General features: G+C 71.4%; 23 protein-coding genes. 14 read left to right on the top strand and 9 right to left on the bottom strand.

Annotated features, from left to right (window positions below):
- Positions 1-40: 40 nt before the first annotated feature.
- Together ACH4SP_RS38870 and hisN are read right to left on the bottom strand one after the other, a co-directional pair.
- Complete coding sequence (locus tag ACH4SP_RS38870; RefSeq protein ID WP_398422566.1) at positions 41-448, bottom strand: cyclic nucleotide-binding/CBS domain-containing protein; 408 nt, start codon at positions 446-448, stop codon at positions 41-43.
- A 161-nt stretch (positions 449-609) separates the two neighbouring features.
- Positions 610-1,410 carry a histidinol-phosphatase gene (hisN, locus tag ACH4SP_RS38865; protein WP_398422564.1) on the bottom strand — a complete coding sequence of 267 codons (801 nt, stop codon included), beginning with the start codon at positions 1,408-1,410 and terminating at the stop codon, positions 610-612.
- Positions 1,411-1,531: 121 nt separating this feature from the next.
- Here hisN and ACH4SP_RS38860 point away from each other — a divergent pair, with 121 nt between their 5' ends.
- On the top strand, positions 1,532-2,104 hold the full coding sequence (locus ACH4SP_RS38860) for a TetR/AcrR family transcriptional regulator (protein ID WP_398422562.1): 573 nt from the start codon (positions 1,532-1,534) through the stop codon (positions 2,102-2,104).
- A gap of 521 nt (positions 2,105-2,625) precedes the next feature.
- On the opposite strand, the gene ACH4SP_RS38855 is transcribed toward ACH4SP_RS38860, so the two are convergent.
- Positions 2,626-4,314: an ABC transporter family substrate-binding protein gene (locus ACH4SP_RS38855; RefSeq protein ID WP_398422560.1), complete on the bottom strand. Its 1,689-nt coding sequence runs from the start codon at positions 4,312-4,314 to the stop codon at positions 2,626-2,628.
- Between the two features lie 276 nt (positions 4,315-4,590).
- Between ACH4SP_RS38855 and ACH4SP_RS38850 the strand changes: the two genes are divergently transcribed.
- Genes ACH4SP_RS38850 through ACH4SP_RS38840 form a run of 3 tightly spaced genes read left to right on the top strand, consistent with a single transcriptional unit; the run spans position 4,591 to position 8,578 of the window.
- Positions 4,591-5,577, top strand: a complete 987-nt coding sequence (locus ACH4SP_RS38850; RefSeq protein WP_398422558.1) for an ABC transporter permease — start codon at positions 4,591-4,593, stop codon at positions 5,575-5,577.
- The gene (locus ACH4SP_RS38845; RefSeq protein WP_398422556.1) at positions 5,574-6,575 is read left to right on the top strand and encodes an ABC transporter permease; all 1,002 of its coding nucleotides are present in this window, start codon (positions 5,574-5,576) and stop codon (positions 6,573-6,575) included. The genes ACH4SP_RS38850 and ACH4SP_RS38845 overlap by 4 nt, the downstream gene beginning before the upstream one ends.
- The gene (locus ACH4SP_RS38840; RefSeq protein WP_398422554.1) at positions 6,572-8,578 is read left to right on the top strand and encodes a dipeptide ABC transporter ATP-binding protein; all 2,007 of its coding nucleotides are present in this window, start codon (positions 6,572-6,574) and stop codon (positions 8,576-8,578) included. The genes ACH4SP_RS38845 and ACH4SP_RS38840 overlap by 4 nt, the downstream gene beginning before the upstream one ends.
- A 62-nt stretch (positions 8,579-8,640) precedes the next feature.
- Here ACH4SP_RS38840 and ACH4SP_RS38835 read toward each other — a convergent pair whose 3' ends face one another.
- The 4 genes from ACH4SP_RS38835 to ACH4SP_RS38820 form a co-directional block, all read right to left on the bottom strand.
- Positions 8,641-8,964: a multidrug efflux SMR transporter gene (locus ACH4SP_RS38835; RefSeq protein ID WP_189820663.1), complete on the bottom strand. Its 324-nt coding sequence runs from the start codon at positions 8,962-8,964 to the stop codon at positions 8,641-8,643.
- Positions 8,965-9,060: 96 nt separating this feature from the next.
- Positions 9,061-10,077: a ribosome small subunit-dependent GTPase A gene (rsgA, locus tag ACH4SP_RS38830; protein ID WP_398422551.1), complete on the bottom strand. Its 1,017-nt coding sequence runs from the start codon at positions 10,075-10,077 to the stop codon at positions 9,061-9,063.
- A 19-nt stretch (positions 10,078-10,096) separates the two neighbouring features.
- Positions 10,097-11,440 carry a 3-phosphoshikimate 1-carboxyvinyltransferase gene (aroA, locus tag ACH4SP_RS38825; RefSeq protein WP_398422549.1) on the bottom strand — a complete coding sequence of 448 codons (1,344 nt, stop codon included), beginning with the start codon at positions 11,438-11,440 and terminating at the stop codon, positions 10,097-10,099.
- Positions 11,441-11,496: 56 nt separating this feature from the next.
- Entirely contained in the window at positions 11,497-12,252 is a 756-nt protein-coding gene (locus tag ACH4SP_RS38820; protein ID WP_398422547.1) for a M50 family metallopeptidase, read from the bottom strand.
- A gap of 49 nt (positions 12,253-12,301) precedes the next feature.
- Here ACH4SP_RS38820 and ACH4SP_RS38815 point away from each other — a divergent pair, with 49 nt between their 5' ends.
- On the top strand, positions 12,302-13,123 hold the full coding sequence (locus tag ACH4SP_RS38815; RefSeq protein WP_398422545.1) for an SOS response-associated peptidase: 822 nt from the start codon (positions 12,302-12,304) through the stop codon (positions 13,121-13,123).
- 73 nt (positions 13,124-13,196) lie between these two features.
- On the opposite strand, the gene ACH4SP_RS38810 is transcribed toward ACH4SP_RS38815, so the two are convergent.
- Positions 13,197-13,553: a hypothetical protein gene (locus ACH4SP_RS38810; protein WP_398422543.1), complete on the bottom strand. Its 357-nt coding sequence runs from the start codon at positions 13,551-13,553 to the stop codon at positions 13,197-13,199.
- 171 nt (positions 13,554-13,724) lie between these two features.
- On the opposite strand from ACH4SP_RS38810, the gene ACH4SP_RS38805 reads away from it, so the two are divergent.
- The 7 genes from ACH4SP_RS38805 to def all read left to right on the top strand — a co-directional run bounded on the left by ACH4SP_RS38805 (position 13,725) and on the right by def (position 20,496).
- Complete coding sequence (locus tag ACH4SP_RS38805; RefSeq protein ID WP_398422541.1) at positions 13,725-14,357, top strand: alpha/beta family hydrolase; 633 nt, start codon at positions 13,725-13,727, stop codon at positions 14,355-14,357.
- A gap of 309 nt (positions 14,358-14,666) precedes the next feature.
- Entirely contained in the window at positions 14,667-15,335 is a 669-nt protein-coding gene (locus ACH4SP_RS38800) for a sigma-70 family RNA polymerase sigma factor (RefSeq protein ID WP_398422831.1), read from the top strand.
- Entirely contained in the window at positions 15,332-15,700 is a 369-nt protein-coding gene (gene rsrA / locus ACH4SP_RS38795) for a mycothiol system anti-sigma-R factor (RefSeq protein ID WP_398422539.1), read from the top strand. The genes ACH4SP_RS38800 and rsrA overlap by 4 nt, the downstream gene beginning before the upstream one ends.
- A 166-nt stretch (positions 15,701-15,866) precedes the next feature.
- On the top strand, positions 15,867-17,384 hold the full coding sequence (locus tag ACH4SP_RS38790) for an HD-GYP domain-containing protein (RefSeq protein ID WP_398422537.1): 1,518 nt from the start codon (positions 15,867-15,869) through the stop codon (positions 17,382-17,384).
- A gap of 13 nt (positions 17,385-17,397) precedes the next feature.
- Entirely contained in the window at positions 17,398-18,696 is a 1,299-nt protein-coding gene (locus ACH4SP_RS38785; RefSeq protein WP_398422535.1) for an HD domain-containing protein, read from the top strand.
- A 104-nt stretch (positions 18,697-18,800) separates the two neighbouring features.
- The gene (locus tag ACH4SP_RS38780; protein ID WP_398422533.1) at positions 18,801-19,784 is read left to right on the top strand and encodes a tetratricopeptide repeat protein; all 984 of its coding nucleotides are present in this window, start codon (positions 18,801-18,803) and stop codon (positions 19,782-19,784) included.
- A gap of 79 nt (positions 19,785-19,863) precedes the next feature.
- A complete protein-coding gene (gene def / locus ACH4SP_RS38775; RefSeq protein ID WP_398422531.1) occupies positions 19,864-20,496 on the top strand; it encodes a peptide deformylase in 633 nt (210 codons plus the stop codon).
- Positions 20,497-20,558: 62 nt separating this feature from the next.
- On the opposite strand, the gene ACH4SP_RS38770 is transcribed toward def, so the two are convergent.
- Positions 20,559-21,155 (bottom strand): TetR/AcrR family transcriptional regulator, encoded by a 597-nt coding sequence (locus ACH4SP_RS38770; protein ID WP_398422529.1) that lies wholly within the window; start codon positions 21,153-21,155, stop codon positions 20,559-20,561.
- A gap of 146 nt (positions 21,156-21,301) precedes the next feature.
- Between ACH4SP_RS38770 and ACH4SP_RS38765 the strand changes: the two genes are divergently transcribed.
- Both ACH4SP_RS38765 and ACH4SP_RS38760 read left to right on the top strand, forming a co-directional pair.
- Positions 21,302-21,727, top strand: coding sequence for a RidA family protein (locus tag ACH4SP_RS38765; RefSeq protein WP_398422527.1), 426 nt, complete (start codon positions 21,302-21,304; stop codon positions 21,725-21,727).
- The gene (locus ACH4SP_RS38760) at positions 21,724-22,917 is read left to right on the top strand and encodes an alkene reductase (protein ID WP_398422525.1); all 1,194 of its coding nucleotides are present in this window, start codon (positions 21,724-21,726) and stop codon (positions 22,915-22,917) included. Before ACH4SP_RS38765 ends, ACH4SP_RS38760 begins: the two co-directional genes overlap by 4 nt.
- Positions 22,918-22,923 lie beyond the last annotated feature (6 nt).

The following is a 22,923-nucleotide window of genomic DNA, read 5'->3' as shown; positions in this document are numbered from 1 at the left end:
GGGGCCCGGCCCGCCGGTTTTCTCGTACGGTACGAAGCCCTCAGCCCGCCAGGGTCGCCGGACGGCGGCGCATCGGGGCCCAGCAGCGGATGATGTCGCGGACCGAGACGACGCCGATCGGCTCGCCCCGGTCGTCGTCCAGCACGATCAGGTGGCGGAAGCCGCCGTGGGACATGGCGTCGGCCGCTTCCTCCAGGGTCCAGGAGGGGGAGGCGAAGACGACGTCGGTGGTGGTGTGGGCCTCGGCGGTCTCCAGGTCGGGGTCCTGGCCCGCGCCGATCGAGTTGAGCAGATCGCGCTCGGTCAGGATGCCGAGTCCACTGGTGTCGGTGTCGAGGACGATGGCCGCCCCGACGTGACGGGCGGACATCAGCCGGGCGGCCTGGCGGAGGGTGTGGGCGGGGCCGATGGTGAGGACCATCGTGCTCATGGCATCGCGTACGAGCATGGAGTACAGCCACCTCCTGGGTGCGAATCCGTACGGGAACGAATTCACAAGTTCACAAGTGAGGGAACTTTTAGAGTCGCAGGCTCGTGCGGGGTCAACAAGAGGGTGGTAGAGGCAAGTTGAGGGGCGCGCAAAATCTCGTCACACGCCCCTCAGAGCACTCAGTAGCGCTGGTTGAGGTAGCCGAGCAGCTCGTCGTGGAGCAGGCCGTTGGAGGCCGCCGCGTTGCCGCCCTCGACGCCGGGGACGCCGTCCAGGCTGGTGAAACTGCCGCCGGCCTCCTCGACGATGATCGCGTTCGCGGCCATGTCCCAGAGGGAGAGCTCGGGCTCGGCGCAGATGTCGACGGAGCCCTCGGCGACCATCATGTACGGCCAGAAGTCGCCGTACCCGCGGGTCCGCCAGCAGGCGCGGGAGAGGTCCAGGAAGCCGTCGAGGCGGCCCTGCTCCTCCCAGCCGGAGAGGGAGGAGTACGCGAAGGACGAATCGGCGATCCGGGGCACCTTCGAGACGTGCAGCCGGGTCGCGGAGGTCAGGCTGCGGCCGGTGTACGCGCCGCCGCCCTTCGCCGCCCACCAGCGGCGGCCCAGCGCGGGCGCGGAGACGACGCCGACGACCGGGTGGTAGCCGCCCTCGCCGGCCTCCATGAGGGAGATCAGGGTGGCCCAGACCGGGACGCCGCGCACGTAGTTCTTCGTACCGTCGATGGGGTCGATCACCCAGCGGCGCGGGCCCGAGCCCTCCAGGCCGTACTCCTCGCCGAGTACCGCGTCGCGCGGGCGGCCGCGCTTGAGATGGCCGCGGATCAGCTCCTCGGCCGCTTTGTCGGCCTCGGTCACCGGGGTCATGTCCGGCTTCGTCTCGACCTTGAGGTCCAGGGCCTTGAACCGGTCCATGGTCTGGGCGTCGGCGGCGTCGGCGAGGACGTGGGCGAGGCGCAGGTCATCGTGATAGTCGGGCATGTCGACACAGTATCGAGCGTGATCAGCGGGTGACCATACGGGATCTCGGGCACGGCCTCCGAGCGGACCCCCTTGACAGTCGGTGACGGGACGTCAACGCTGACAGGCGGGAGGCGACGCTATGCCCACTGCCCGAGAAGCCCTGTTGGACGCCGCCTGTGCGGCACTCGCGGCGCGGCCCTGGTCGGCGGTGCGGATGGTCGACGTGGCCGCGGCGGCCGGGGTGTCCCGGCAGACCCTCTACAACGAGTTCGGCAGCAAGGACGGGCTGGCGCGGGCGCTGGTGCGGCGGGAGGCGGACCGCTTCCTGGCCGGCGTGGACCGGGTGCTCGGCGACCGGACGGGCTCCGACTCGGACCGGCTGGCCGGGGTCGCCGAGTGGATCGTGCGGGCCGCACAGGAGAACCAGCTGGTACGGGCGCTGGTGACCGGGTGCTGGCCGGAGCGGCTGCCGTCGGGACGGGCGGCCAGGGGGATTCCGGCAGCGGCGGCGGGGCCGGCCCAGCGAAGGGCGGACGGGGGAGCACCAGGGGCCGGCGAGGTGGTCGCCGTCGTACGGGACCGGGTGGCGGCGTCGGTGGGCGACCGGTGGCCGTGCGAGGTGGTGGTGCGGGTGGCGGTGTCCTGGGCGGTCGCGCCCGGGGCGAAGGGCGGGGTGGGGGAGTTCGTGCGGGGCGTGGTGAGTGGGGGGTAGGGCGGGGTGATTGCTCCGGCGGGGGTTACCGATCCGGCGAGCGATTGATCCGGCGGCGGCAGGGTGGTGTCCCCGGCCGGGGCGGGCCGCTGATCCGGTGGGACGGGTTCCGGCGGGACGGGTTCCGGTGGGGGGCGACTGATCCGGCGGGTACGGGGTGGTGCTCACGGTGGGGGTGGGATGACTGATCCGGCGGGGCGGTGCCCTCGGCGGGGGTGGGGCGATTGCTCCGGCGGGAGTGGGTTCCGGTGGGGGCGGGACGAGTGGTCCGGTGGGGGTGGGACGGCTCCCCCCCACCACCGTGTGAGACGGCCCTCGATGGGACGGCCCCTTGTGTGCGCCCCCTGTACGGCGGCCCCCGTGCGGCCGCCCCCCCTGCGGGACTGCTGTCCCCCTAGGGTGGGCCCGGCTGTGGGCAGGGTGGTTGGCCACAGCCGGGGTGCGGGGGTGCGGGGTGGGTGGGGATTCCCGGCCCGGGGTTTCGGTTCTGGTGCCCGGTCTGGTTTTCCCGGTCGGGTCTGTTACTTGAGCCAGCCGGTCTTCGTGTAGTCGCGGGAGGCCAGGCCCTCGGCGCCGAAGTTGGCGAGGCCCTTGCGGACCGCGGTGATCTGCGGGCGCTGGTAGAGCTCGATGGAGTGGCCCAGCTTCCAGATCTCCGCGTCGGCCTCGTTGTAGAGCTTCACGGCCTCGGTGCGGTTGCTGGTGCGGCCCGCCCTGGTGAGGAGCTCTTCGAGCTTCGGGGAGCTGACCGAGCCGTAGTTGCCGTAGAGGTTCTTGCCCTGGGGCTGCCGGTAGTTGCCGAACGCGTCGGAGCGGAAGAGCTGGTCCACGAAGCGGAAGCTGACCAGGTCGAAGTTGCCGGCGGTGACGAACTCGTTGAAGTAGTCGTTCGCCGGGACCTTCTTGATCTCGACCTTGATGCCCGCCTGGCCCAGCATCTGCTGCACCAGCTCCGCCTGGTCCTGCTCGCTGCTCGCGCCGCCGCCGCTCAGCGTGTACGAGAGGGTCAGTTCCTTGCCGTCCTTGGTGCGCGGCTTGCCCTCGCCCGCGTCCTTCCAGCCCGCCTCGTCCAGCAGCTTCTTCGCGCGGGCGAGGTCGAACGTGCCGTACTCGCCGGCGTTCGCCTTGTAGCCCTCCTGGTTCGGCATGAAGAAGTGGTTGTCCAGCGGGGGCAGCTCGAAGGTCAGGTCCTTGCTGAAGCTGTCGGTGATGCCCTTCCGGTCGATCGCCGCCTGGACGGCGTTGCGCACCTTCACGTCCTTGAGCGGGCCGCGCGCCCCGTTGAGGGTGATGTGCACCTCGTCCCAGCGGGCGCCGCGGCGGATCTCCGTGGACGCGTCCTTCACCAGGCGCTTGTAGTTCTCAGGGGCGAGCGCGCTGGTGGAGTCGATCTCCTTGTTGAGGTACGCCTCGGTGTACGCGGACGGGTCGAGGGCCCGGTAGACGATCGAGTCCAGCTTGGGCTTCTGGCCCCACCAGTTGGGGTCGGGCACGGCGGTGACGGTCTGCGCGGTCTTGTCGTAGTCCTTCACCTTGAAGGCGCTGCCCGAGACCGGGACCTTCTCCTGCCAGCCCTTGTTGAACTGCTCCGGGGTGCTGGTGTGGGACGCCGGGTAGAGCGGGGAGAAGAGGCGCTGCCAGTCGGCGTACGGGGCCTTGAAGGTGACCTTGACCGAGTGCTCGCCCGCGCCCTTCTCGACCTTGGATATCTGGTCGTAGCCCGCGGTGTCGGAGGCCTCGTACGCCGGGTTGGTGCCGTTCAGGGCCTTCCACTGGGCCTCGAAGTCCTTCCAGCCCAGCGGGGTTCCGGTGGACCACTTCGCCTTCGGGTGCAGCTCGTACTCGACCACCTGCGGGTCGGCCTGGGAAACCTTCGCCGAGGTCAGGAAGTTGGGGTTCGCGCTGGCGACGCCCTTGGCGTCGGTGTTGAAGAGAACCGGCATGACGAGGCGGATGATGTCGTCCGCGTCGCCCTGGCTGCCGTCCGGGGTGTTGCCGTTGTACTGGGTGATCCACTGCTGGATCCCGATCTTCAGCTGCCCGCCCTGCTTGATGTCGCTCAGCGGGTGGGCGTTGATGTTGCTGCCGTCGGCCTTGACGGCCGCCTGCTTCTTGGGTGCCGGGCCTTCGCCGTCCTGGGCGCCGCAGCCTGCGACCGCCAGGCTGGCAACCAGGGCTGCGGCAACGGCGGTGACGGTCGATCTGCGCATCGGTCTACTTCTTCCATGACGGCCCGGTGACGGCCCGGTCCGGGCCGTGGGATGTGGGATGTGGGATGTGGGATGTGGAGACCGTAAGGCGCGAGAAGGAGGCGGTGACAGGAATCGGGTGAGCTGCAGCAAAGCTGCCATGTCGTCTTCGCACAGCGGAAACAAATGATCACCAGGATGGGGTGGGAGGCCGGTGACCTGCGCGGGTAGGAGCTCTGCGGGTGTACCGGCCTCCTCTGTGACTGCGTACTGAACCACTGCAAAGGACACCCCCACGTGGCCGCCTTCCTGGCCAAACGACTCGGCTACTACGCGGTCCTGCTGCTGGCCGCCGTCTGCCTCTCGTACCTGTTGGCCTCGCTGGCGCTCGACCCGCGCTCGTACTACGCGGGCAGGCAGCCACCGCTCTCCCCGGCGGCCATCGACACGCACCTCACCGCGCTGGGCATGAACGACCGCGAGCCGCTGTTCTCCCGGTTCCTCGACTGGGGCGGGCGGGTGCTGCGGGGCGACCTCGGGCGGACCATCGACGGGCTGTCCGTGGGCGAGGAGTTCGGCCGCCGGATCGGGGTGAGTCTGCGGCTGCTGCTCACCGGGACGATCCTGGGCACCGTCGTGGGCGTGCTGCTGGGGGCCTGGACTGCGGTCAAGCAGTACCGGCTGCCGGACAGGGTCGCCACGCTCGTCTCCTTCGTGCTGCTGTCGACACCGGTGTTCCTGCTGGCCGTCCTGCTGAAGACCGGGGCGATCTGGTTCAACCAGAAGACCGGGACCGAGGTCATCCAGTTCACCGGCGAGAAGAGCCCGGGGGTGGACGGCGGATTCTTCGCCGTACTGAAGGACCGGGCGGTGCACCTGCTGCTGCCGACGATTTCCATCGCCCTCGGTGCGGTGGCCAGTTACAGCCGCTATCAGCGCAGCACCATGCTCGACGTGCTGGGCTCGGACTATCTCCGTACGGCACAGTCCACCGGAATCTCGCGAAGGGCCGCCCTGCTCAAGCACGGGCTGCGGACCGCGCTCATTCCGATGTCCACGTATTTCAGCTATGGATTCCTGGCGCTTTTCACCGGGGCCACCTTCACCGAGACCATTTTCGGATGGCACGGAATGGGTGAGTGGTTCGTGAATTCGATCGGGAAGAACGACATCAATTCGGTCGTCGCCGTCAATGCCTTCGCCGCCGGGCTGGTCCTGCTGTCCGGATTTCTGGCCGACCTGTTGAACGCCGCGCTCGACCCGCGCGTACGGCACACCGCATGAGCCGCACGCGCACGAGCCGCACGAGCACGAGTAGTACGAGGAGTACGGCCACCGTGACCGTCGCCGCCGCAGTCCTGACCGACCCTCTTGAGGACGTACGCCCCGAGGGGCGCGCCTCCGTGGTGCTGAAGCGCTTCGTCCGCAAGCGGGGCGCACTGGTGGGGGCGGTGGTGCTGGTGCTGCTGTTCCTGCTGGCCTTCGTCGGTCCGTACCTCAGCCCGTGGACGTACAGCCACATCGACTACGGTGCGCAGCGCGTCGGACCGGGCGCCGAGCACTGGTGGGGCACCAACCGGATCGGCCAGGACGTCTTCGCGCAGACCGTGCGCGGACTCCAGAAGTCGCTGGTCATCGGCGCGCTGGTGGCGTTCTTCTCGACCGTGCTGGCCTCGCTGGTCGGCGCGTGCGCCGGGTACTTCGGCGGGTGGACCGACCGGGTGCTGATGTTCGGCGTGGACCTGCTGCTGGTCTTTCCGGCCTTCCTGATCATCGCGATCGTCTCGCCGAGGATGCGCGGCGGCGGCTGGCTGGCCTTCGTCGCGCTGCTCGTCGTGTTCGGGTGGATGATCACCGCGCGGGTGGTGCGGTCGATGACCGTCTCGCTGAAGGAACGCACCTTCGTGCGGGCCGCCCGCTACATGGACGTCGGGCACTTCCGGATCATCTGGCGGCACATCCTGCCGAACTGCGCCTCGTTCCTGATCATCGACGCGACGATCGCGGTCGGCGGGGCCGTGATGAGCGAAACCGCGCTCTCCTATTTCGGATTCGGCGTGCAGGCCCCGGACGTTTCCCTCGGCACGCTCATTTCCTCCGGCACGGGGGCGGCGGTGACGTATCCCTGGATGTTCTTCTTCGCCGCCGGACTCCTGGTCGTCTTCGTCCTCGCGGTGAATCTGGTCGGCGACGGGCTGCGGGACGCGCTCGACCCGACCGGGCGGCAGACGAAGAAGCACAAGAACAGCAGGACGAAGAGCAAGAAGGACGTTTCGGCGTGAGTGAGAACCCGATACTCGAAGTGCGTGACCTCGAAGTCGAATTCGACGGTGCGCCCGCCGTGCGCGGTGTCAGCTTCTCGCTGGAACGGGGCGAAGTCCTGGGCCTGGTCGGCGAGTCGGGGTCCGGCAAGTCCGCGACCGCGCTCGCCCTGATGGGACTCCAGCCGGCGAACGCGACGGTACGGGGCTCCGTGCTGCTCGACGGAACGGACCTGGTCGGCGCGTCCGACGCGGAGCTTTCCCGGGTGCGCGGCAGTCGTATCGCCATGGTCTTCCAGGACCCGCTGTCCGCCTTCACCCCCGTCTACCGGGTGGGCGACCTGATCGCCCAGGCGGTCCGCGCCCACCAGAACGTGTCGCGCGAGAAGGCGCGGGAGCGGGCCGTCGAACTCCTCGACCTGGTCGGGATTCCCGATCCGCGGGTACGGGCGCGGTCCTATCCGCACGAGTTCTCCGGCGGCATGCGCCAGCGCGCCATGATCGCGCTCGCCATGGCCAACGACCCCGACGTGATCCTCGCCGACGAGCCCACGACCGCGCTCGACGTCACCATCCAGGCGCAGGTCCTCGACGTGCTGCGGACCGCACAGCGCGAGACCGGCGCGGCGATGGTGCTGGTCAGCCACGACCTCGGGGTCATCGCGGGGTCCGCCGACCGGGTCGCCGTGATGTACGGGGGGAAGGTCGTCGAGTCGGCGCCGGTGGACGAGCTGTTCGGCTCGCCCCGGATGCCGTACACCGTGGGCCTGATCGGGGCGGTGCCCAGGCTCGACGGTCGGGGCGGGGCGCTGGTGCCGATCCCGGGGGCGCCGCCGGCCGCCGGGGCGGTGCGGGAGGGCTGCGCCTTCGCGGCGCGCTGCCCGCTGGTGGAGGAGCGGTGCCGGAAGGCGGAGCCCGAGCTGGCGGCGGTCGGGGAGGGACACCGGGCCGCGTGCGTACGGGCCGAGGAGGTGGCGGGGCTGCGGGCCGGGGAGGTCTTCCCGGTACCGGAGATTCCGCGCGTCCCGCAGTCGTACGACGAGAGCGTGCTCAGGGTCCGGGGGCTGACGAAGACGTTTCCGCTGCTCAAGGGGGCCGCCTTCAAGCGGCGGGTGGGCAGTGTGCACGCCGTCGACGGGGTGGACCTGGACATCCGGCGCGGCGAGACCCTCGCCCTGGTCGGGGAGTCGGGGTCGGGGAAGTCGACCACGCTCTTCGAGCTGCTGAACCTGGACGAGCCCGAGGGCGGGGACGTCGAGCTGTTCGGGCAGTCGCTGCGCGGTCTTTCCAGGAGCGGGCGGCGGGCGCTGCGCTCGCGCGTGCAGATCGTGTTCCAGGACCCGATGGACAGCCTCGACCCGCGGCTGCCGGTGGGGGACCTGGTGACGGAGCCCCTGCGGGCGCAGGGCGTCGGCCGGGTCGAAGCGGCACGGAAGGCCGCGGAGCTGCTGCGGCAGGTGGGGCTCGATCCGGCGCACGCGGTGCGCTTTCCGCACGAGTTCTCGGGCGGCCAGCGGCAGCGGATCGGCATCGCGCGGGCGCTGTCGGTGGAGCCGGAACTGCTGGTGCTGGACGAGCCGGTGTCGGCGCTCGACGTGTCGGTGCAGGCGGGGGTGCTGAATCTGCTGCAACGGCTGAAGGCGGAGCTGGGGCTCTCGTATCTGTTCGTCTCGCACGACCTGTCGGTGGTGCGGCACGTCGCGGACCGGGTGAGCGTCATCTACCTGGGGCGGACGGTGGAGTCGGGGGCCGTGGAAGAGGTCTTCGAGCGGCCTCGGCACCCGTACACGCGGGCGTTGCTGTCGGCGGTGCCGGTGCCGGATCCGGCGGTGGAACGGGCGCGGCGGGCGGAGCGGATCCTGCTGGCGGGGGACCCGCCGGGGCCGACCCGTCGGTACGAGGGGTGCGGGTTCCGGGGGCGTTGCTCGGTGTTCGCCGGGCTCGGGGAGAGCGAGCGGCGGCTCTGCGAGGGGGAGCGGCCGGTGGGGGAGGTGGCTTGCCACTTTGCCGGTGCGTCGGCGTGAACCGGTGTACGGGCATGGACCGGTGTACGGGCATGGGCCGGCGTACGGGCGTGCAGCTCAGGTCAGTGGGAGGAGCCCGAGAGCTGGAGGCCGATGACGCCGATGATGACGAAGGAGATGGAGACGAGTTTGAGGGTGGAGACGACGTCGTCCAGGAAGACCATTCCGTAGATGGCGGTGCCGGCCGCGCCGATGCCGGTCCACACCGCGTACGCCGGGCCCACGTCCAGCCTCTTCAGGGCCAGCGTCAGGAGGCCGAAGCTGCCCAGGGCGAAGGCCGCGAACGCGATCGTCGGCCACAGCCTCGTGAAGCCGTGGGAGAGCTTGAGGCAGACGGCGAAGCCGGTTTCGAGGATTCCGGCGACCACCACCAGCAGCCACGCCATTGAGTGCCTCCCGTGTCTCCCGTGTAGGTGACTGCATCGTCTCGCTCGGTGTGATTATGCCTTTACCAGTGGGACGCCGGGGCAAACGCCCGGGGTTCAGTCGCCTTCGCGCCGTTCCCGGGTGGCGAGCAGCCGGTGCAGCGAGTACAGCCGGGCCGGGTCCGCGTGCCCGTCGGCCACCCACTTGCCCAGGGCGCACTCCGGCGCGTTCTCGTCGTGCGTACAGCCGCGCGGGCATTCCTCCGTCCCCGGCTCCAGGTCGGGGAAGGCGTGGATGACGCGCGAGGGGTCCACGTGGTGCAGGCCGAAGGACCGTACGCCCGGGGTGTCGATCACCCAGCCGGACTCGCCCGCCAGAGGGAGCGCGAGCGCGGAGGTGGTGGTGTGCCGGCCGCGTCCGGTGACCGCGTTGACGTGTCCTGTGGTGCGCCGGCGCTCCTCGGGGACGAGGGTGTTGACCAGCGTGGTCTTGCCGACGCCCGAGTGCCCGACGAAGGCGGTGACCCGGCCGTCGAGGTGCTCGCGCACGACGTCGCTCGCCGCGCCGTTCTCCAGCTCCTCGCGGCTGGTGACGATGTACGGCACACCCAGCGGCACGTACATCTCAAGCAGCTCGTCCGCGGGGGCCAGGTCGGACTTGGTGAGGACCAGGAGCGGTGTCAGACCGCCGTCGTACGCTGCCACCAGACAGCGGTCGATCATGCGGGGGCGCGGCTCGGGGTCGGCGAGGGCGGTGACGATGGCGAGCTGGTCGGCGTTGGCGACGACGACCCGCTCGAAGGGGTCGTCGTCGTCGGCGGTGCGGCGCAGGACGGAGGCGCGCGGCTCGATGCGGACGATGCGGGCGAGGGTGTCCTTGGTGCCCGACAGATCCCCGACGATCATGACCCGGTCGCCCACGACCGCCGCCTTGCGGCCCAGCTCGCGGGCCTTCATCGCCATGACCGTACGGTCCTCGACGAGGCAGGTCAGACGGCCCCGGTCCACGGTGAGGACCATGCCCTCCCGGGCGTCCTCGTGCTTGGGCCGGATGTGGGTGCGGGGCCGGTTGCCCTTGCGGTTGGGGCGGACGCGGATGTCGTCCTCGTCGGGGTTCTTGCCGTAGCGGCGCATCGTCGGTTCGCCCGGCCCGTCAGTTGCCCGCGAGCATGTCGGACCACATCTGCGGGAAGTCCGGCAGCGTCTTGGCCGTCGTCCCCACGTTCTCGATGTGCACGTCCTTCACGGCCAGGCCCAGGATCGAACCCGCGGTGGCCATGCGGTGGTCGTCGTACGTGTGGAAGGTGCCGCCGTGCAGGGTGCGCGGCCGGATGTGCAGGCCGTCGGCGGTCTCGGTGACGTCGCCGCCGAGCTCGTTGATCTCCTTGGTGAGCGCGGCCAGCCGGTCCGTCTCGTGCAGACGCAGGTGGGCGACGCCCCGGAGGGTGGACGGGGAGTCGGCGAGGGCGGCGACGGCGGCGATGCCCGGGGTCAGCTCGCCGACCTCGCTCAGGTCCCAGTCGATGCCGTGGATCGTGCCCGTGCCCCGGAAGGTCAGGCCCTGCTCGGTCAGTTCGTACGAACCGCCCATCGCGGTGAAGATCTCCCGCAGCGCGTCGCCGGGCTGGGTGGTGTGCTCCGGCCAGTCGGGGACGGTGACGCGGCCGCCGGTGATCAGGGCGGCGGCGAGGAACGGCTGCGCGTTGGAGAGGTCCGGCTCGACGGTCAGGTCGCGGCCGAGGAGGGCGCCGGGGGTGACCCGCCAGACGTTCGCCTCGCCGCCGGACTCGGGGGTGTCGACCTGCGCGCCGATCGCGCGCAGCATGTCGACGGTCATCCGGATGTGGGGCAGGGAGGGGAGCGTGGGGCCGGTGTGACGTACTTCCACGCCCTGGTTGAAGCGCGGCGCGGACAGCAGGAGGGCGCTCACGAACTGGGAGGACGAGGACGCGTCGATCTCGACGCGGCCGCCGTCCAGGGCGCCGCTGCCGAAGACAGTGAGGGGCAGGGCGCCCCGCTCGTCGTCGTCGATGCGGGCACCGAGGGCGCGCAGCGCCGTGATGACCGCGCCGAGGGGGCGCTCGTACGAACGCGGGTCGCCGTCGAAGCGGATCGGGCCGTCCGCGAGGGCGGCCACGGGCGGCAGGAAGCGCATGACCGTTCCTGCGTTGCCGACGTCGACGGTGGCCGGGCCGTGCAGCCCGGACGGGATGATCCGCCAGGCCTCGCCGGAGCCGTCTGGGCCGCCCGCGACGGAGGAGCTGGACGATGCGGTCTCCTCGATGCCGACGCCCATGGAGCGCAGCGCCTCGGCCATCAGGAGGGTGTCGCGGGAGCGCAGCGGGCGGCGCAGCCAGCCGGGCTCCGCGGCGAGTGCGGCAAGGACGAGCGCACGGTTGGTGACCGACTTGGAGCCGGGCACGGTGACCGTCGCGTCGACGGCCCCGGTCGCGTAGGGGGCGGGCCAGAGGGCAGGGTGCACGGCACTTTCGGTCATGGCCTCCACTTTAGTGGCTTGCCACTTGTCGGCCTTCGCTCCCGTCGGCTCCTCCCTCACAGCCCCAGCAGCCAGCGCCCGCCGCCCAGCAGTGCGCACAGCGAGACGACGTGGAACATCGCCAGCCACATCAACGGCGGTACGTGCGTGAGCCGGGCCAGCTGGTCGGCGTCGGAATCGGGTGCTCCGCCGTGCCGCCGCTTCGACTGGAGCTCGAAGGCGGGACGTACGCCGCCGAGCAGCAGGAACCACACGGCGGTGTAGGCGAACGCGGCCTGCACGTCAGGCCCTGTCAGCCAGGAGACCAGGACGAAGGCGGCGCCCGTGAGGACGACCGTCAGCACCCCGTACGCGTTGCGGATCATCACCAGCATCGCGAGGAGCAGCGCCGTCGCCAGCCAGAGGAAGAGGGTGATGTGGTCGGCGGCGAGCAGCCAGGCGCTGCCGAGGCCGAGCAGCGGCGGGGCGGTGTAGCCCGCGGCGGCGGTCAGGATCATGCCGATGCCGGTCGGCTTGCCGCGGCTGAGGGTGAGGCCGCTGGTGTCGGAGTGCAGCCGGATGCCGGTGAGGGTGCGGCCGGTGAGCAGGGCGATCAGACCGTGGCCGCCCTCGTGGGCGATGGTGATGGCGTTGCGCGACAGCCGCCAGACGGGACGCGGCACGACCGCGATCAGGGCGAGTGCCGCCGTCGCGTACAGGATCCACTTCGCGGGGTCGGGCTGGGTGCCGGTGAGACGGTCCCAGAGGGAGCCGATGTCGGAGGCGGCGAGGGTGCTGACTGCGTGGGCGCCGGCCGTATTGATGGTGTCCATTTTTCGGGCGGCTCCTTGAGGGCTGTACGGGCGTGGCAGTGTGACAAGTATGTGTGGACGGTATGCGGTGAGCCGGGGGGCGGAAGACCTCGCCGGGCTCTTCGAGGTGGAGAAGTGGGATCCGGCCGAGAGCTTCGTGCCGGACTGGAACGTGGCACCGACGAAGTCGGTGCCGGTGGTTCTGGAACGTCCTGTGAAGGACGCAGCCGACCCGCGTCCGGTTCGTCAGCTGCGGATGCTGAAGTGGGGGCTGGTGCCGTCCTGGGCGAAGTCGCCCGAGGGCGCGGCGCGGATGATCAACGCGCGGGCCGAGACCGTGCACGAGAAGCCGTCGTTCCGGAAGGCGTTCGCCTCGCGGCGGTGCATCGTGCCGGCGGACGGCTATTACGAGTGGGTGACCTCTGCCGACGAGCGGGAGCTGGAGGAGCAGGGGAAGAAGAAGCGGGTGCGCAAGCAGCCGTACTTCGTGACGCCGGCGGACGGATCCGCCATGGCGATGGCCGGGATCTACGAGTTCTGGCGGGACCGGACGCTTCCGGACGCGCACCCGATGGCGTGGTGGGCGACGTGTTCCGTCGTGACGACGGAGGCGGAGACCACGGCGCTGGCCGGCGGTCCTGCCGGGGAGGGCGGGCCTTCGTCGCTGGCCCAGATCCATCCCCGGATGCCCTTGATGCTGACGCCCGACAAGTGGGGGGCGTGGCTGGACCCGTCGCTCACGGAGCCGGAGGAGGTACGGGGGCTGCTGGTGCTGCCGGGGGCGGGGCTGGTGCGGGCGTACCCGGTGGGGACCGCGGTCAGCAACGTCCGTAACAACGGGCCCGAGCTGCTGGCGGAGTTGGAGGGGCCGGAGGTCGGGACGCTGTTCTGAGGGGGCGCGGGCACCGACATGCGTCTGCCCCGGTGCAGGCAGCCGGCCGTGGCACCGGGGCAGAGAGGGCGGGTCAGTGCGCGTCGGTGAGGAACACCGAGCGGAGCTTGAGGCGGTCCGTGGCGGGGTTGCCGTGCGGCCTCAGGATCCAGGAGTCACCGGTGCAGCCGGGCTCGGTGAAGACCATCACCCAGACGTCGGTGTCGTTGTGCGGGGCGAAAGCGGGCTTGGACGAGTCGGGGTCGGCGACCTCGGGGAGCGTGATGCAGGCGGGGCTCTCCGGGTCTTGGAGGGTGGCCGACTGCGGTGTGCCGTCGAGGCCCACGAACTTGTAGGAGAAGTCGCCGGTGGCGGCGCTTGCCGAGGTCGGCAGGGCGATGACGAGAGCGAGTGCACCAAGAGCAGCACCGACGGAGCGACGAAGTCGCATGAATCCCCATTCCCATGTGTGTAGGCGATTGTTCGCCGGGCGAGTATTTCCGTCGGTCTCGCCAGGTATGGCTCGCAGTCGCCGAAATGGCGGAGGGAATCGATTTTCCCTCCGCCATGTGGGTGAGCCGCTGTCCGCAATGCGTACGTGAGGACCGGCAGGATGGGCCGTATGAACCGTGTGGTGGGTGTGGAGACCGATGCCGGTGAGGCGCGTGTGCATTGGTACGAGGCGGCGAAGCCCTGGATCGTACTGGCCCTGGGGCACGGCGCGGGGGGCGGCATCGAGGCCCGGGACCTGCAGGCGATCGCCGCCGCGCTGCCCGCCGACGGCGTGAGCGTCGCGCTCGTCGAGCAGCCCTGGCGGGTCGCAGGGAAGAAGGTCGCTCCGGCGCCGAAGACGCTGGACGTCGGATGGCGCGGCGTGTGGCCGGTCCTGGCGAAGGCCGGGGTGCCGGTGGTGGCGGGGGGACGCAGCGCCGGGGCGCGGGTCGCGTGCCGGACCGCGCGGGAGCTGGGGGCCAGGGCCGTACTCGCGCTGAGCTTCCCGCTGCATCCCCCGGGCAAGCCGGAGAAGTCGCGGGCGGACGAGCTGCTGGGGGCGGGCGTGCCCACGCTCGTCGTCCAGGGCGCCAACGATCCGTTCGGGCGGCCGGCGGAGTTCCCCGAGGGAAGCTTCGAGAGGGTGGAAGTGCCGTACGGGGACCACGGGTTCGCCGTGCCCAAGCGGGCGGAGACCGGGCAGGAGCAGGCGCTGGAGATCATCGCGGGCGGCGTGCGGGAGTGGATCCTGCGGCTGCGGTGACCGGCTCGGGAATGCCGCGGTGATCCCCTCGGGAATGTCGCGGCGACCCGTTCGGGAATGCCGCGGTGACCGGCTCGGGAATGTTGAGCGACGTACCTCTGTTGTCGCCTTCGTCCGACGTAGAAACGAGAGGGAGTTCGCCGCATGGGTTCCACCATCTGCCCGCGCCGCCCGCAAGCCTCTGACCTGGAGTGGACGGTGCTCTCCGCGGCGGCGACCACGGCCGCTCAGGCGGCGGGCAAGCAGGGTAGTCGTCTATCCTCCGAGTCGAGCGGGTCCGCATTCGGGCCCGCCACGGCGCTGAAGGAGGTGGGTCCGGTCACTGGGACCGACGCAGGGACCGATGCCGGCCACGCGGAGGAGACCACCGCCGAGCGCAATGCGCGCTTCGAGCGGGACGCGCTGGGCTTCCTCGACCAGATGTACTCGGCCGCGCTGCGCATGACGCGCAACCCGGCCGATGCGGAGGACCTGGTCCAGGAGACGTATGCGAAGGCGTACGGGTCCTTCCACCAGTTCCGCGAGGGGACCAACCTCAAGGCCTGGCTCTACCGGATTCTCACCAATACGTTCATCAACTCCTACCGGAAGAAGCAGCGGGAGCCGCTGCGCAGTGCTTCCGAGGAGATCGAGGACTGGCAGCTGGCGCGCGCCGAGTCGCACATGTCGACCGGGCTGCGCTCCGCCGAGTCGCAGGCGCTGGACCACCTGCCCGACTCGGACGTGAAGTCGGCGCTCCAGGCGATCCCGGAGGAGTTCCGAATCGCGGTGTATCTCGCCGATGTCGAGGGGTTTGCCTACAAGGAAATCGCGGACATCATGGGGACACCGATCGGTACGGTCATGTCCCGGCTGCACCGGGGCCGCCGCCAGCTGCGCGGCATGCTTGAGGACTACGCCCGGGACCGCGGCCTGGTGCCTGCGGGTGCCGGACCGGCGTCCGGGGAGTCGAACGAAGTGAAAGGCTCGGGCTCATGAGCTGCGGAGATCCGCACGAGACGGACTGCTCTGAGGTGCTCGACCATCTCTACGAGTTCCTCGACAAAGAGATGCCGGACGGCGAGTGCACCAAGTTCGAGGAGCACTTCGAGGAGTGCTCGCCGTGCCTGGAGAAGTACGGCCTGGAGCAGGCCGTGAAGAAGCTCGTCAAGCGCTGCTGCGGCTCGGACGACGTCCCCGTCGACCTGCGCTCGAAGGTGCTGGGGCGGATCGATCTGATCCGGTCCGGGCAGGCCGTGCCCGAGCAGGACGTGGCCGCTCCGGACCTCGTCCCTCCGCCCGGTGCGACGCCGCCCGACGTGACGTCGGACGTGCTCTCGGCCGTGGCCAAGGAGAAGAAGTAGCGGGTAGGTAAGGCAGTACCGAGAGAACGTACCGCGCAAGGCCGTTGGTTCCCGTCCCGTCGTCACCCGATGGGAGGAACCGGCGGCCTTCGTGCATGCCACGGCTCCGCAATGGCTAGCCTGACGCACGATTTTGGCGGCGGAGCCGAAGGGTTGCGGGGGAGCGGTGCGAGCCTTACCGGCGGGAGCGCGGGCCTGTGTCCTGTGCGCCGTGCTCCTCGCGGGACTCTGCGTACTCGCCGACCTCGACCACACCCCCTGGGACGCCGTCGCCCTGCTGGCCTTCCTGTACGCGGCCTGCGAGCTGCTGCCCAGCTGCGGCCTCTTCCGGCACCGGGTCTCCGCCGGCCCCGCCGCCTTCTTCCCCGTACCGCTCGCCGCCGTCTTCCTGCTGCCGCCCTCCGCCGCTGCCCTCGTCGCCGTGCCCGGTGCGCTGCTCGGGCGGGTGACGCGGCGGCCGCGTGCGGTGCGGCGGGTGTGGCGGGCGGCGGAGCTCGCGCTCGCGGCCTGGGCCGCCTCGTACCTCCGCACCGTGCTGGAGGGACGCCCGGCCGGTGGACCGCCGCACGACGGTGCGGTGCCGGACTTTCCGTACGCGCTGCTGTCCGCGGGCGCGGCGGTGGCCGGGTTCTGCGCCGTGCTGACCGTGCTCGACGGCTCCATCCTCGTCACCGCCGAGCGGCGGCCGGTGCGGACCGCGTGGCGGGGGCTGTTCCTGCGGTCGCTGGCGCCGCACTGTGTGCACGGGCTCGCCGGGCTGATGATGGCCGTCCTGTGGCGCAGTCCTTACGGGCCGCTCGCCGCGCTCTTCGTGCTGCTGCCGATGTATCTGTCGTGCTGGGCCTTCGCCCAGTACCAGCGCGAGCACGACGCGCACCGGGCGACCGTCCGGGCGCTGGTCCAGGCGGTCGACCTGAAGGACCGCTACACGCGGGGCCACAGCGAACGGGTGGGGCGGGCCTCCGCCATGATGGCCGCCGAGCTGGGGATGGACGAGGAGCGGCGGGAAGTACTGCGGTTCGCCGGGATCCTGCACGACGTGGGGAAGCTCGGGGTGCCGACGCGGCTGCTGCGGAAGGACGGACCGCTCACACCCCAGGAGCGGCGGGTCATCGAACTCCATCCGGAGTACGGGCACGAGATGGTGCGGGGCATCGGCTTCCTGGACGAGGCGCGGGCGGCGATCCTGCACCACCACGAGCGGATGGACGGGAGCGGGTACCCGTACGGGCTGGCCGGGGAGCGGATCCCGGAGTTCGCACGGGTGGTGGCGGTGGCGGACGCCTTCGACGCGATGACGTCGACGCGGTCCTACCGGCGGGCCCGGCCGGTGGCGGAGGCGGTGGCGGAGCTGGAGAGGTGCGCGGGGGCGCAGTTCGACCCGCGGATGGTGGGGGCGTTGGTGGCCGCACTGGGGAAGGAGGGGTGGAATCCGGTGGTGACGGCGGACGAGGGGGAGAGCGCGCCGCCGGGGCCGGGGCCGGGGCCGGGGCCGGGAGCAGGTCCGGGGCCGGGGCCGGGAGCAGGAGCAGTGCTGCCTGCTGCGCCGCCCCTCGTGCCGCCTGCCGTATCGCCTGCCGTATCGCCCGGGACCGGGGCCGGTGGAGGCGGCGGTACGTCGTCCCTGGTGGGGCAGCGGGGAAGCGCGCCGTCCCGGGTGGAGCGGCGAGGGCGCCGGACATGACGGGACGGCGGACGTGAGGGGGCAGCGGCCGCCCGGCGTCGTCCTGCTCGTCAGGGGCGCCGCCCTGCTGCTCGCCGCGGCCGCGCTCGTGGGGGTGGTGCGGTACGGGGTGGTGCAGCCCGGGGTGGCCGTGGCGTTCTGGGGGCTGATCTGGGTGGGCGAGGTGGCTCAGCGGGGCGACGGGGTCGCGCCGCTGGGGACCGCGGGGGCGCTCGCGTACGCGCTGCTCGGGCGCTGCGGCGGGGAGCCCACCGGCCACGGGGTGTGGCAGGTGGTGGTGGTGACCGTGGGGGCGCTGCTCGCGGGGGCCGTGCCGCACCTCGTCGTACGGAGGCGGACGCGGAGGCAGCGGCGGAGAGGGGAGTGCGGGCGCGGTCCGGGGCTCGACCGGATGGCCCGGCGGGTGCTGACCGTCGGGTTCGCGGCCGTCTGTTTCCAGCCGCTCTCCCACTCCGGCGCCGTGGAGAAGTGGATCGGGCAGGGGCCCTGGTTCGCGCTGTTCCTGGTGCTGCTGCTGGCGCTGACCGGGTTGTGCGACGCGGTGCTCGCCGCCGCGTTCGTACGGGCCCGTACCGGGCATCCGTACGGGCCGCTGCTCCGGGACGAGCTGCGGGCGCTGCGGGGGATCGGTTCCGCGGTGTGTGCCACGGGCGTGGTGATGGCGCTGGCCGTCGCGGTGGCGGGGCTGTGGGCGCTGCCGGTGTTCTGCGTGCCGCTGCTGCTGACCCAGCTGTCGTTCCAGCGGTACGGGGAGGTCAGGGACACCTACCGGCAGACCATCGCGTCCCTGGCCAGGTCCACCGAGATCGCCGGGTACACCAGGCCGGGCCACGCCCGCCGGGTCGCGGCCCTCTCCCGGGCGGTGGGACGTGAACTCGGCCTGTCCGGTGAGGAGTTGACCCTCCTGGAGCAGGCCGCCCTGATGCACGACATCGGGCAGCTGTCGCTCGTCGACCCCGTTCCGGCCGGCGCGACCGCCCTGCTGCCCGCCGCGGACCAGCGGCGCATCGCCCTGCTCGGCGGGGCGGTCGTCCGGCAGACCGGGGTTCCCGCGGAGGTCGCCGTCGTCGTCGAGCGGCAGGCCGATCCGTACCGTGAGCAGCCGCTCACCGCCCGTATCGTCCGCACCGTCAACGCGTACGACGACCTCTCGGGGGAATGCGGAGGAGGGCTGGGCGGCCCGCTGAGCGCGCTGGAGCAGCTGCGGCTCGGCACCGGGCACGACTACCAGAGCGAGGTCGTGGAATCCCTGGCCCGCGTCCTTCGACGGAGGAGTCTCGCGTGCGGAGTCGCCCTGCCCCCGCCTGGGTAACCAGTGGGTAATGAGCGGGCCTCCGACCGGGCATGGTTGGATGCGAAGAGAGCCCCTGGCGTGTGTGGAAGCCGGGGGAGAGAGCCAACCGGCAGGCGGGAATCGTGAGGATCTTCGGGAAGGTACGGCATCGGCCCTCCGCCTCGTGGCGGCAGGCCACCGACCGCGCGTTCACGCTGATCGGCGACGGTCGGTACGAGGACGCGGGAGCGCTGCTGACACGTGCGGCGGACCTCGAACCCTGGCTCTCGGAGTCCTGGTTCAATCTGGCGCTGCTGCACAAGTTCCGGCACGACTGGGACCAGGCGAGGGCCGCCGGACTGCGCGCCGTCGCCCTGCTCGACCGCGAGACCGGCGCTCCCGACTGGTGGAACGTCGGGATCGCCGCCACCGCGCTCCAGGACTGGCCGCTCGCCCGAAGGGCCTGGCAGGCGTACGGGCTGAAGGTGCCCGGCGGCCCGACGGAGAGCGGTGAGCCGGTCGGGATGGAGCTGGGGAGCGCCGCGGTGCGGCTCTCGCCCGAGGGCGAGGCCGAGGTGGTGTGGGGGCGCAGGCTGGACCCCGCCCGCATCGAGGTGCTGTCGATCCCGCTGCCGTCCTCCGGGCGGCGCTGGGGCGAGGTCGTCCTGCACGACGGTGTGCCGCACGGGGAGCGGGTGACGGCCGCAGGCCCCTCCTTCCCCGTGTTCGACGAGATCGAGCTGTGGGCGCCCTCGCCGGTCCCGACGTGGGTGGTCCTCCTGGAGGCCGCCACGGAGGCCGACCGGGACGCCCTGGAGCGCCTCGCCGCCGACGCCGGATTCGCCGCCGAGGACTGGTCCTCGTCCGTACGGCTGCTCTGCCGGACCTGCTCGGAGTCGCGGATGCCCTCCGACGAGGGCGACGGCGAGCAGCACCTCGACCCGCACGACCACAGCGAGCCGGGCCACCCCGGCCCCCTCGGCCACCGGACCAACGGCGACCTGTGGGTCCCCGAGCGCGAGTGCGGTCTCGCCGCACCGCCAGGACTGGTGCGCGGCCTGCTCGACGGCTGGGTGGCGGACAGCCCGGACAGCAGGGAATGGCGGGATCTCGAAGAGGTCTGCTGAATCCCGCAGGGGTCCGCGGGCCGTGGCACGTACGCTGTACGGGCATCGATTCGGGTTTTGAGGAAGGCGTACGGCGGACATGGCGCAGCAGCAGCAGGTCGACGAGCAGGTATCGAGCGGGTTCGTCGTAGACACGGAGGACTGCGAGGCGCGCGAGCTGGCGTACCGCGAGCGCGGCACCGCCCGTCCGATCACGGTCGTCGGCAACCCGGTCCTGCACCGCGAGTGCAAGGACGTCACCGAGTTCGACGCCTCGCTGGCCGCGCTGATCGACGACATGTTCGCCAGCCAGAAGGCCGCCGAGGGCGTGGGCCTCGCCGCCAACCAGATCGGCGTCGACCTCAAGGTCTTCATCTACGACTGCCCGGACGACGACGGCGTCCGCCACACCGGCCTCATCTGCAACCCGGTCCTCGACGAGCTCCCCGCCGAGCGGCGCGTCCTCGACGACTCCAACGAGGGCTGCCTGTCCGTCCCCACCGCGTACGCCGAGCTGGCCCGCCCGGACTACGCGGTCGTCCGCGGCCAGGACGCCGAGGGCAACCCGATCGCCATCGAGGGCACCGGCTACTTCGCCCGCTGCCTCCAGCACGAGACGGACCACCTGTACGGCCGCCTCTACATCGACCGGCTGTCCAAGCGGGACCGCAAGGACGCCCTGAAGCAGATGGCGGAGGGCACGGCGCGCTACGAGACCGTGCCCAACGCGTAGTCCCCGCCGCTCGTACGTCCTCCGGTGCCCGGCCGCTCAACGAGCGGCCGGGCACCGGTCGTTCACCCCGCGTCCGGCCGGGGCCGCAGGCCGAGCAGGACGTCCTGGACGAGATCGGCGCTGCACCGGACCGCGTCGTCGCCGAAGCCCAGGAAGTGCCGGTAGTGGATCGGCGCGTAGAAGAGGTCGACCATCACGTCGGTGGGCAGGTCGGAGCGGAGCTGCCCGGCGGCGACGGCGGAGTCCAGGCGGGCCCTGCACTCCGCGATGCTGGGCTCCAGGATCGTCTCGCGGAACGCCTTCATCAATGCGGGGTCGTTCTGGGCCTCGCCCATGACGCCCCGGTAGGCCTCGCTGATCCCGCCGGTGATCAACTGGTGGGTCACCGCGGTGATCTGGGTCGTGAGGTCGGCGGCGATGTCGCCGGTGTCGGGGTAGGCGAAGTCGTCGCCGATCACCTCGCCCATCGCCTCCAGCACCACCGCGCCCTTGGAGCGCCACCAGCGGTAGATCGTGGGCTTGCCCACGCCGGCTTGGGCGGCGATGGCCTCGATGGTCACCTTCGCGAAGCCCTTGCGGCTCACCAGGTCGAAGGCCGCGTCGAGGATCGCCCGGCGGGCGCGCTCGCTGCGCCGGTCGCTGTTCGGGTCGGGGGTCATGCGCTCACCCTACCTCTCACGTGACGTTACGTTTCGTTTTGACAAGCCGCCCCGGGCTGTTCTAGCTTCCGTGACGTTACGGAACGTTTCGTAACGCCATCCGTGCGGGGGCCGGTGCCGGGCCCCGCCGAGAACAGGGGAGAAGTATGTCCAGCAACGGGAGCGCAGCCACCGCGGGGCGCATCGAGAAGGTCGCCACCACGCCGGACTGGTACGCGCCGTACCGGATATCGCAGGCCGTGCGGGCCGGGGGCTTCGTGTACGTGTCGGGTCAGGCGGGCTTCGACGAGGACGGGAGGACCGTCGGGGGCGGCTTCCTGGAGCAGGGGCGGCAGGCGTTCCGCAACGTCGGGCGGGTGCTGGAGGCGGCCGGGCTGACCTTCGCGGACGTGGTCAAGGTCGGGATCTTCGTACGGGACATGGCGGCCAACCTGCCGCACGTGATCACGCTGCGCGGTGAGTTCCTGGCCGAGCCCTACCCCGCGGACACCCTCGTCGAGGTCGTCTCGCTGGCGCAGCCGGACTGGCAGATCGAGGTCGAGGTCGTCGCGCTGGACCGGAGCGCCGCGTGAGCGCCGGGGCCGTGAAGGGACGCACGGGGGACGCGGAGATGCGTGAAGAGGGCGGGAAGACGCGGGAGTTGCTGGAGCCGTACCGGGCGGGACGGCTGGAGCTGGCGAACCGGGTGGCGATGGCCCCGATGACGCGGGGGCGCGCCGACGACACCACGGGGGTGCCGGGCCCGCACGCCGCCACGTACTACCGGCAGCGCGCCGGGGCCGGGCTGCTGATCACCGAGGGCGTGTACGTCAACGCGCTCGCCAAGGGCGGCCCCGGCATCCCGGGCCTGGTGACCGACGCCCAGGTGCGCGGATGGCGCGAGGTGACGGAGGCGGTGCACGCCGAGGGCGGCACGGTCTTCGCCCAGCTGTGGCACGTGGGCCGGATGACCCACCCGCTGACGCTGCCGGACGGCGAGCTGCCGGTCGCCCCTTCGGCCGTCGCGATCGAGGGGAAGCAGATCTTCACCCGGGACGGGCTGCTCGACCACGTCGTGCCGCGCGCCCTGACCACCGCCGAAATCGCCATGACCGTACGGGACTTCGCGTCCGCGGCCCGGCGTGCGGTCGAGGCCGGCTTCGACGGGGTCGAGATCCACGGGGCCAACGGCTATCTGATCCAGCAGTTCCTCGCCGACAACACCAACCTCCGCGACGACGGGTACGGCGGCTCGCTCACCGGCCGGCTGCGGTTCGCCCTGGAAGTGGTCGACGCGGTCGTCGCGGAGGTCGGCGCGGACCGCGTGGGCCTGCGCATCTCGCCGGACAACGCCGAGAACCAGCTCGCGGAGACCGACGCGCGCACCACGTACCGCGCACTGGTCGACGCGCTGGACCCGCTGGGCCTGGCCTATCTGCACGTACTTGAGAACGGTGCGTACGGGGCCATCGCCGACCTGCGGACGCGCTGGTCGGGAACGCTCGTCGCCAACACGAACGGACCGGTGCCCAGCAGCCCCGTCGCGGGGGCGCGGCTGGTGCGGGAGGGGCATGCGGACGTGGTCGCCCTCGGCCGCCTGTTCATGACGAACCCGGACCTGCCCGCCCGCCTGGCCCACGGCACTCCGCTCGCCGGGCCGCCGACGGAGAACCTGTACGGGGGAGGGGCGGAGGGCTACATCGACTACCCGGCCGCGACGGGCCCGAACGCCTCGACGGACCCGAAGGCCGCGACGGGCCCGAAGGTTTCGGCGGCCGCGTAACCGCGC

Source organism: Streptomyces sp. NPDC021093, from assembly GCF_044333135.1.
GTDB lineage: Bacteria > Actinomycetota > Actinomycetes > Streptomycetales > Streptomycetaceae > Streptomyces.
Note: the sequence above shows the minus strand (reverse complement) of the source record. Positions and strands in the feature narration are given on the sequence as shown.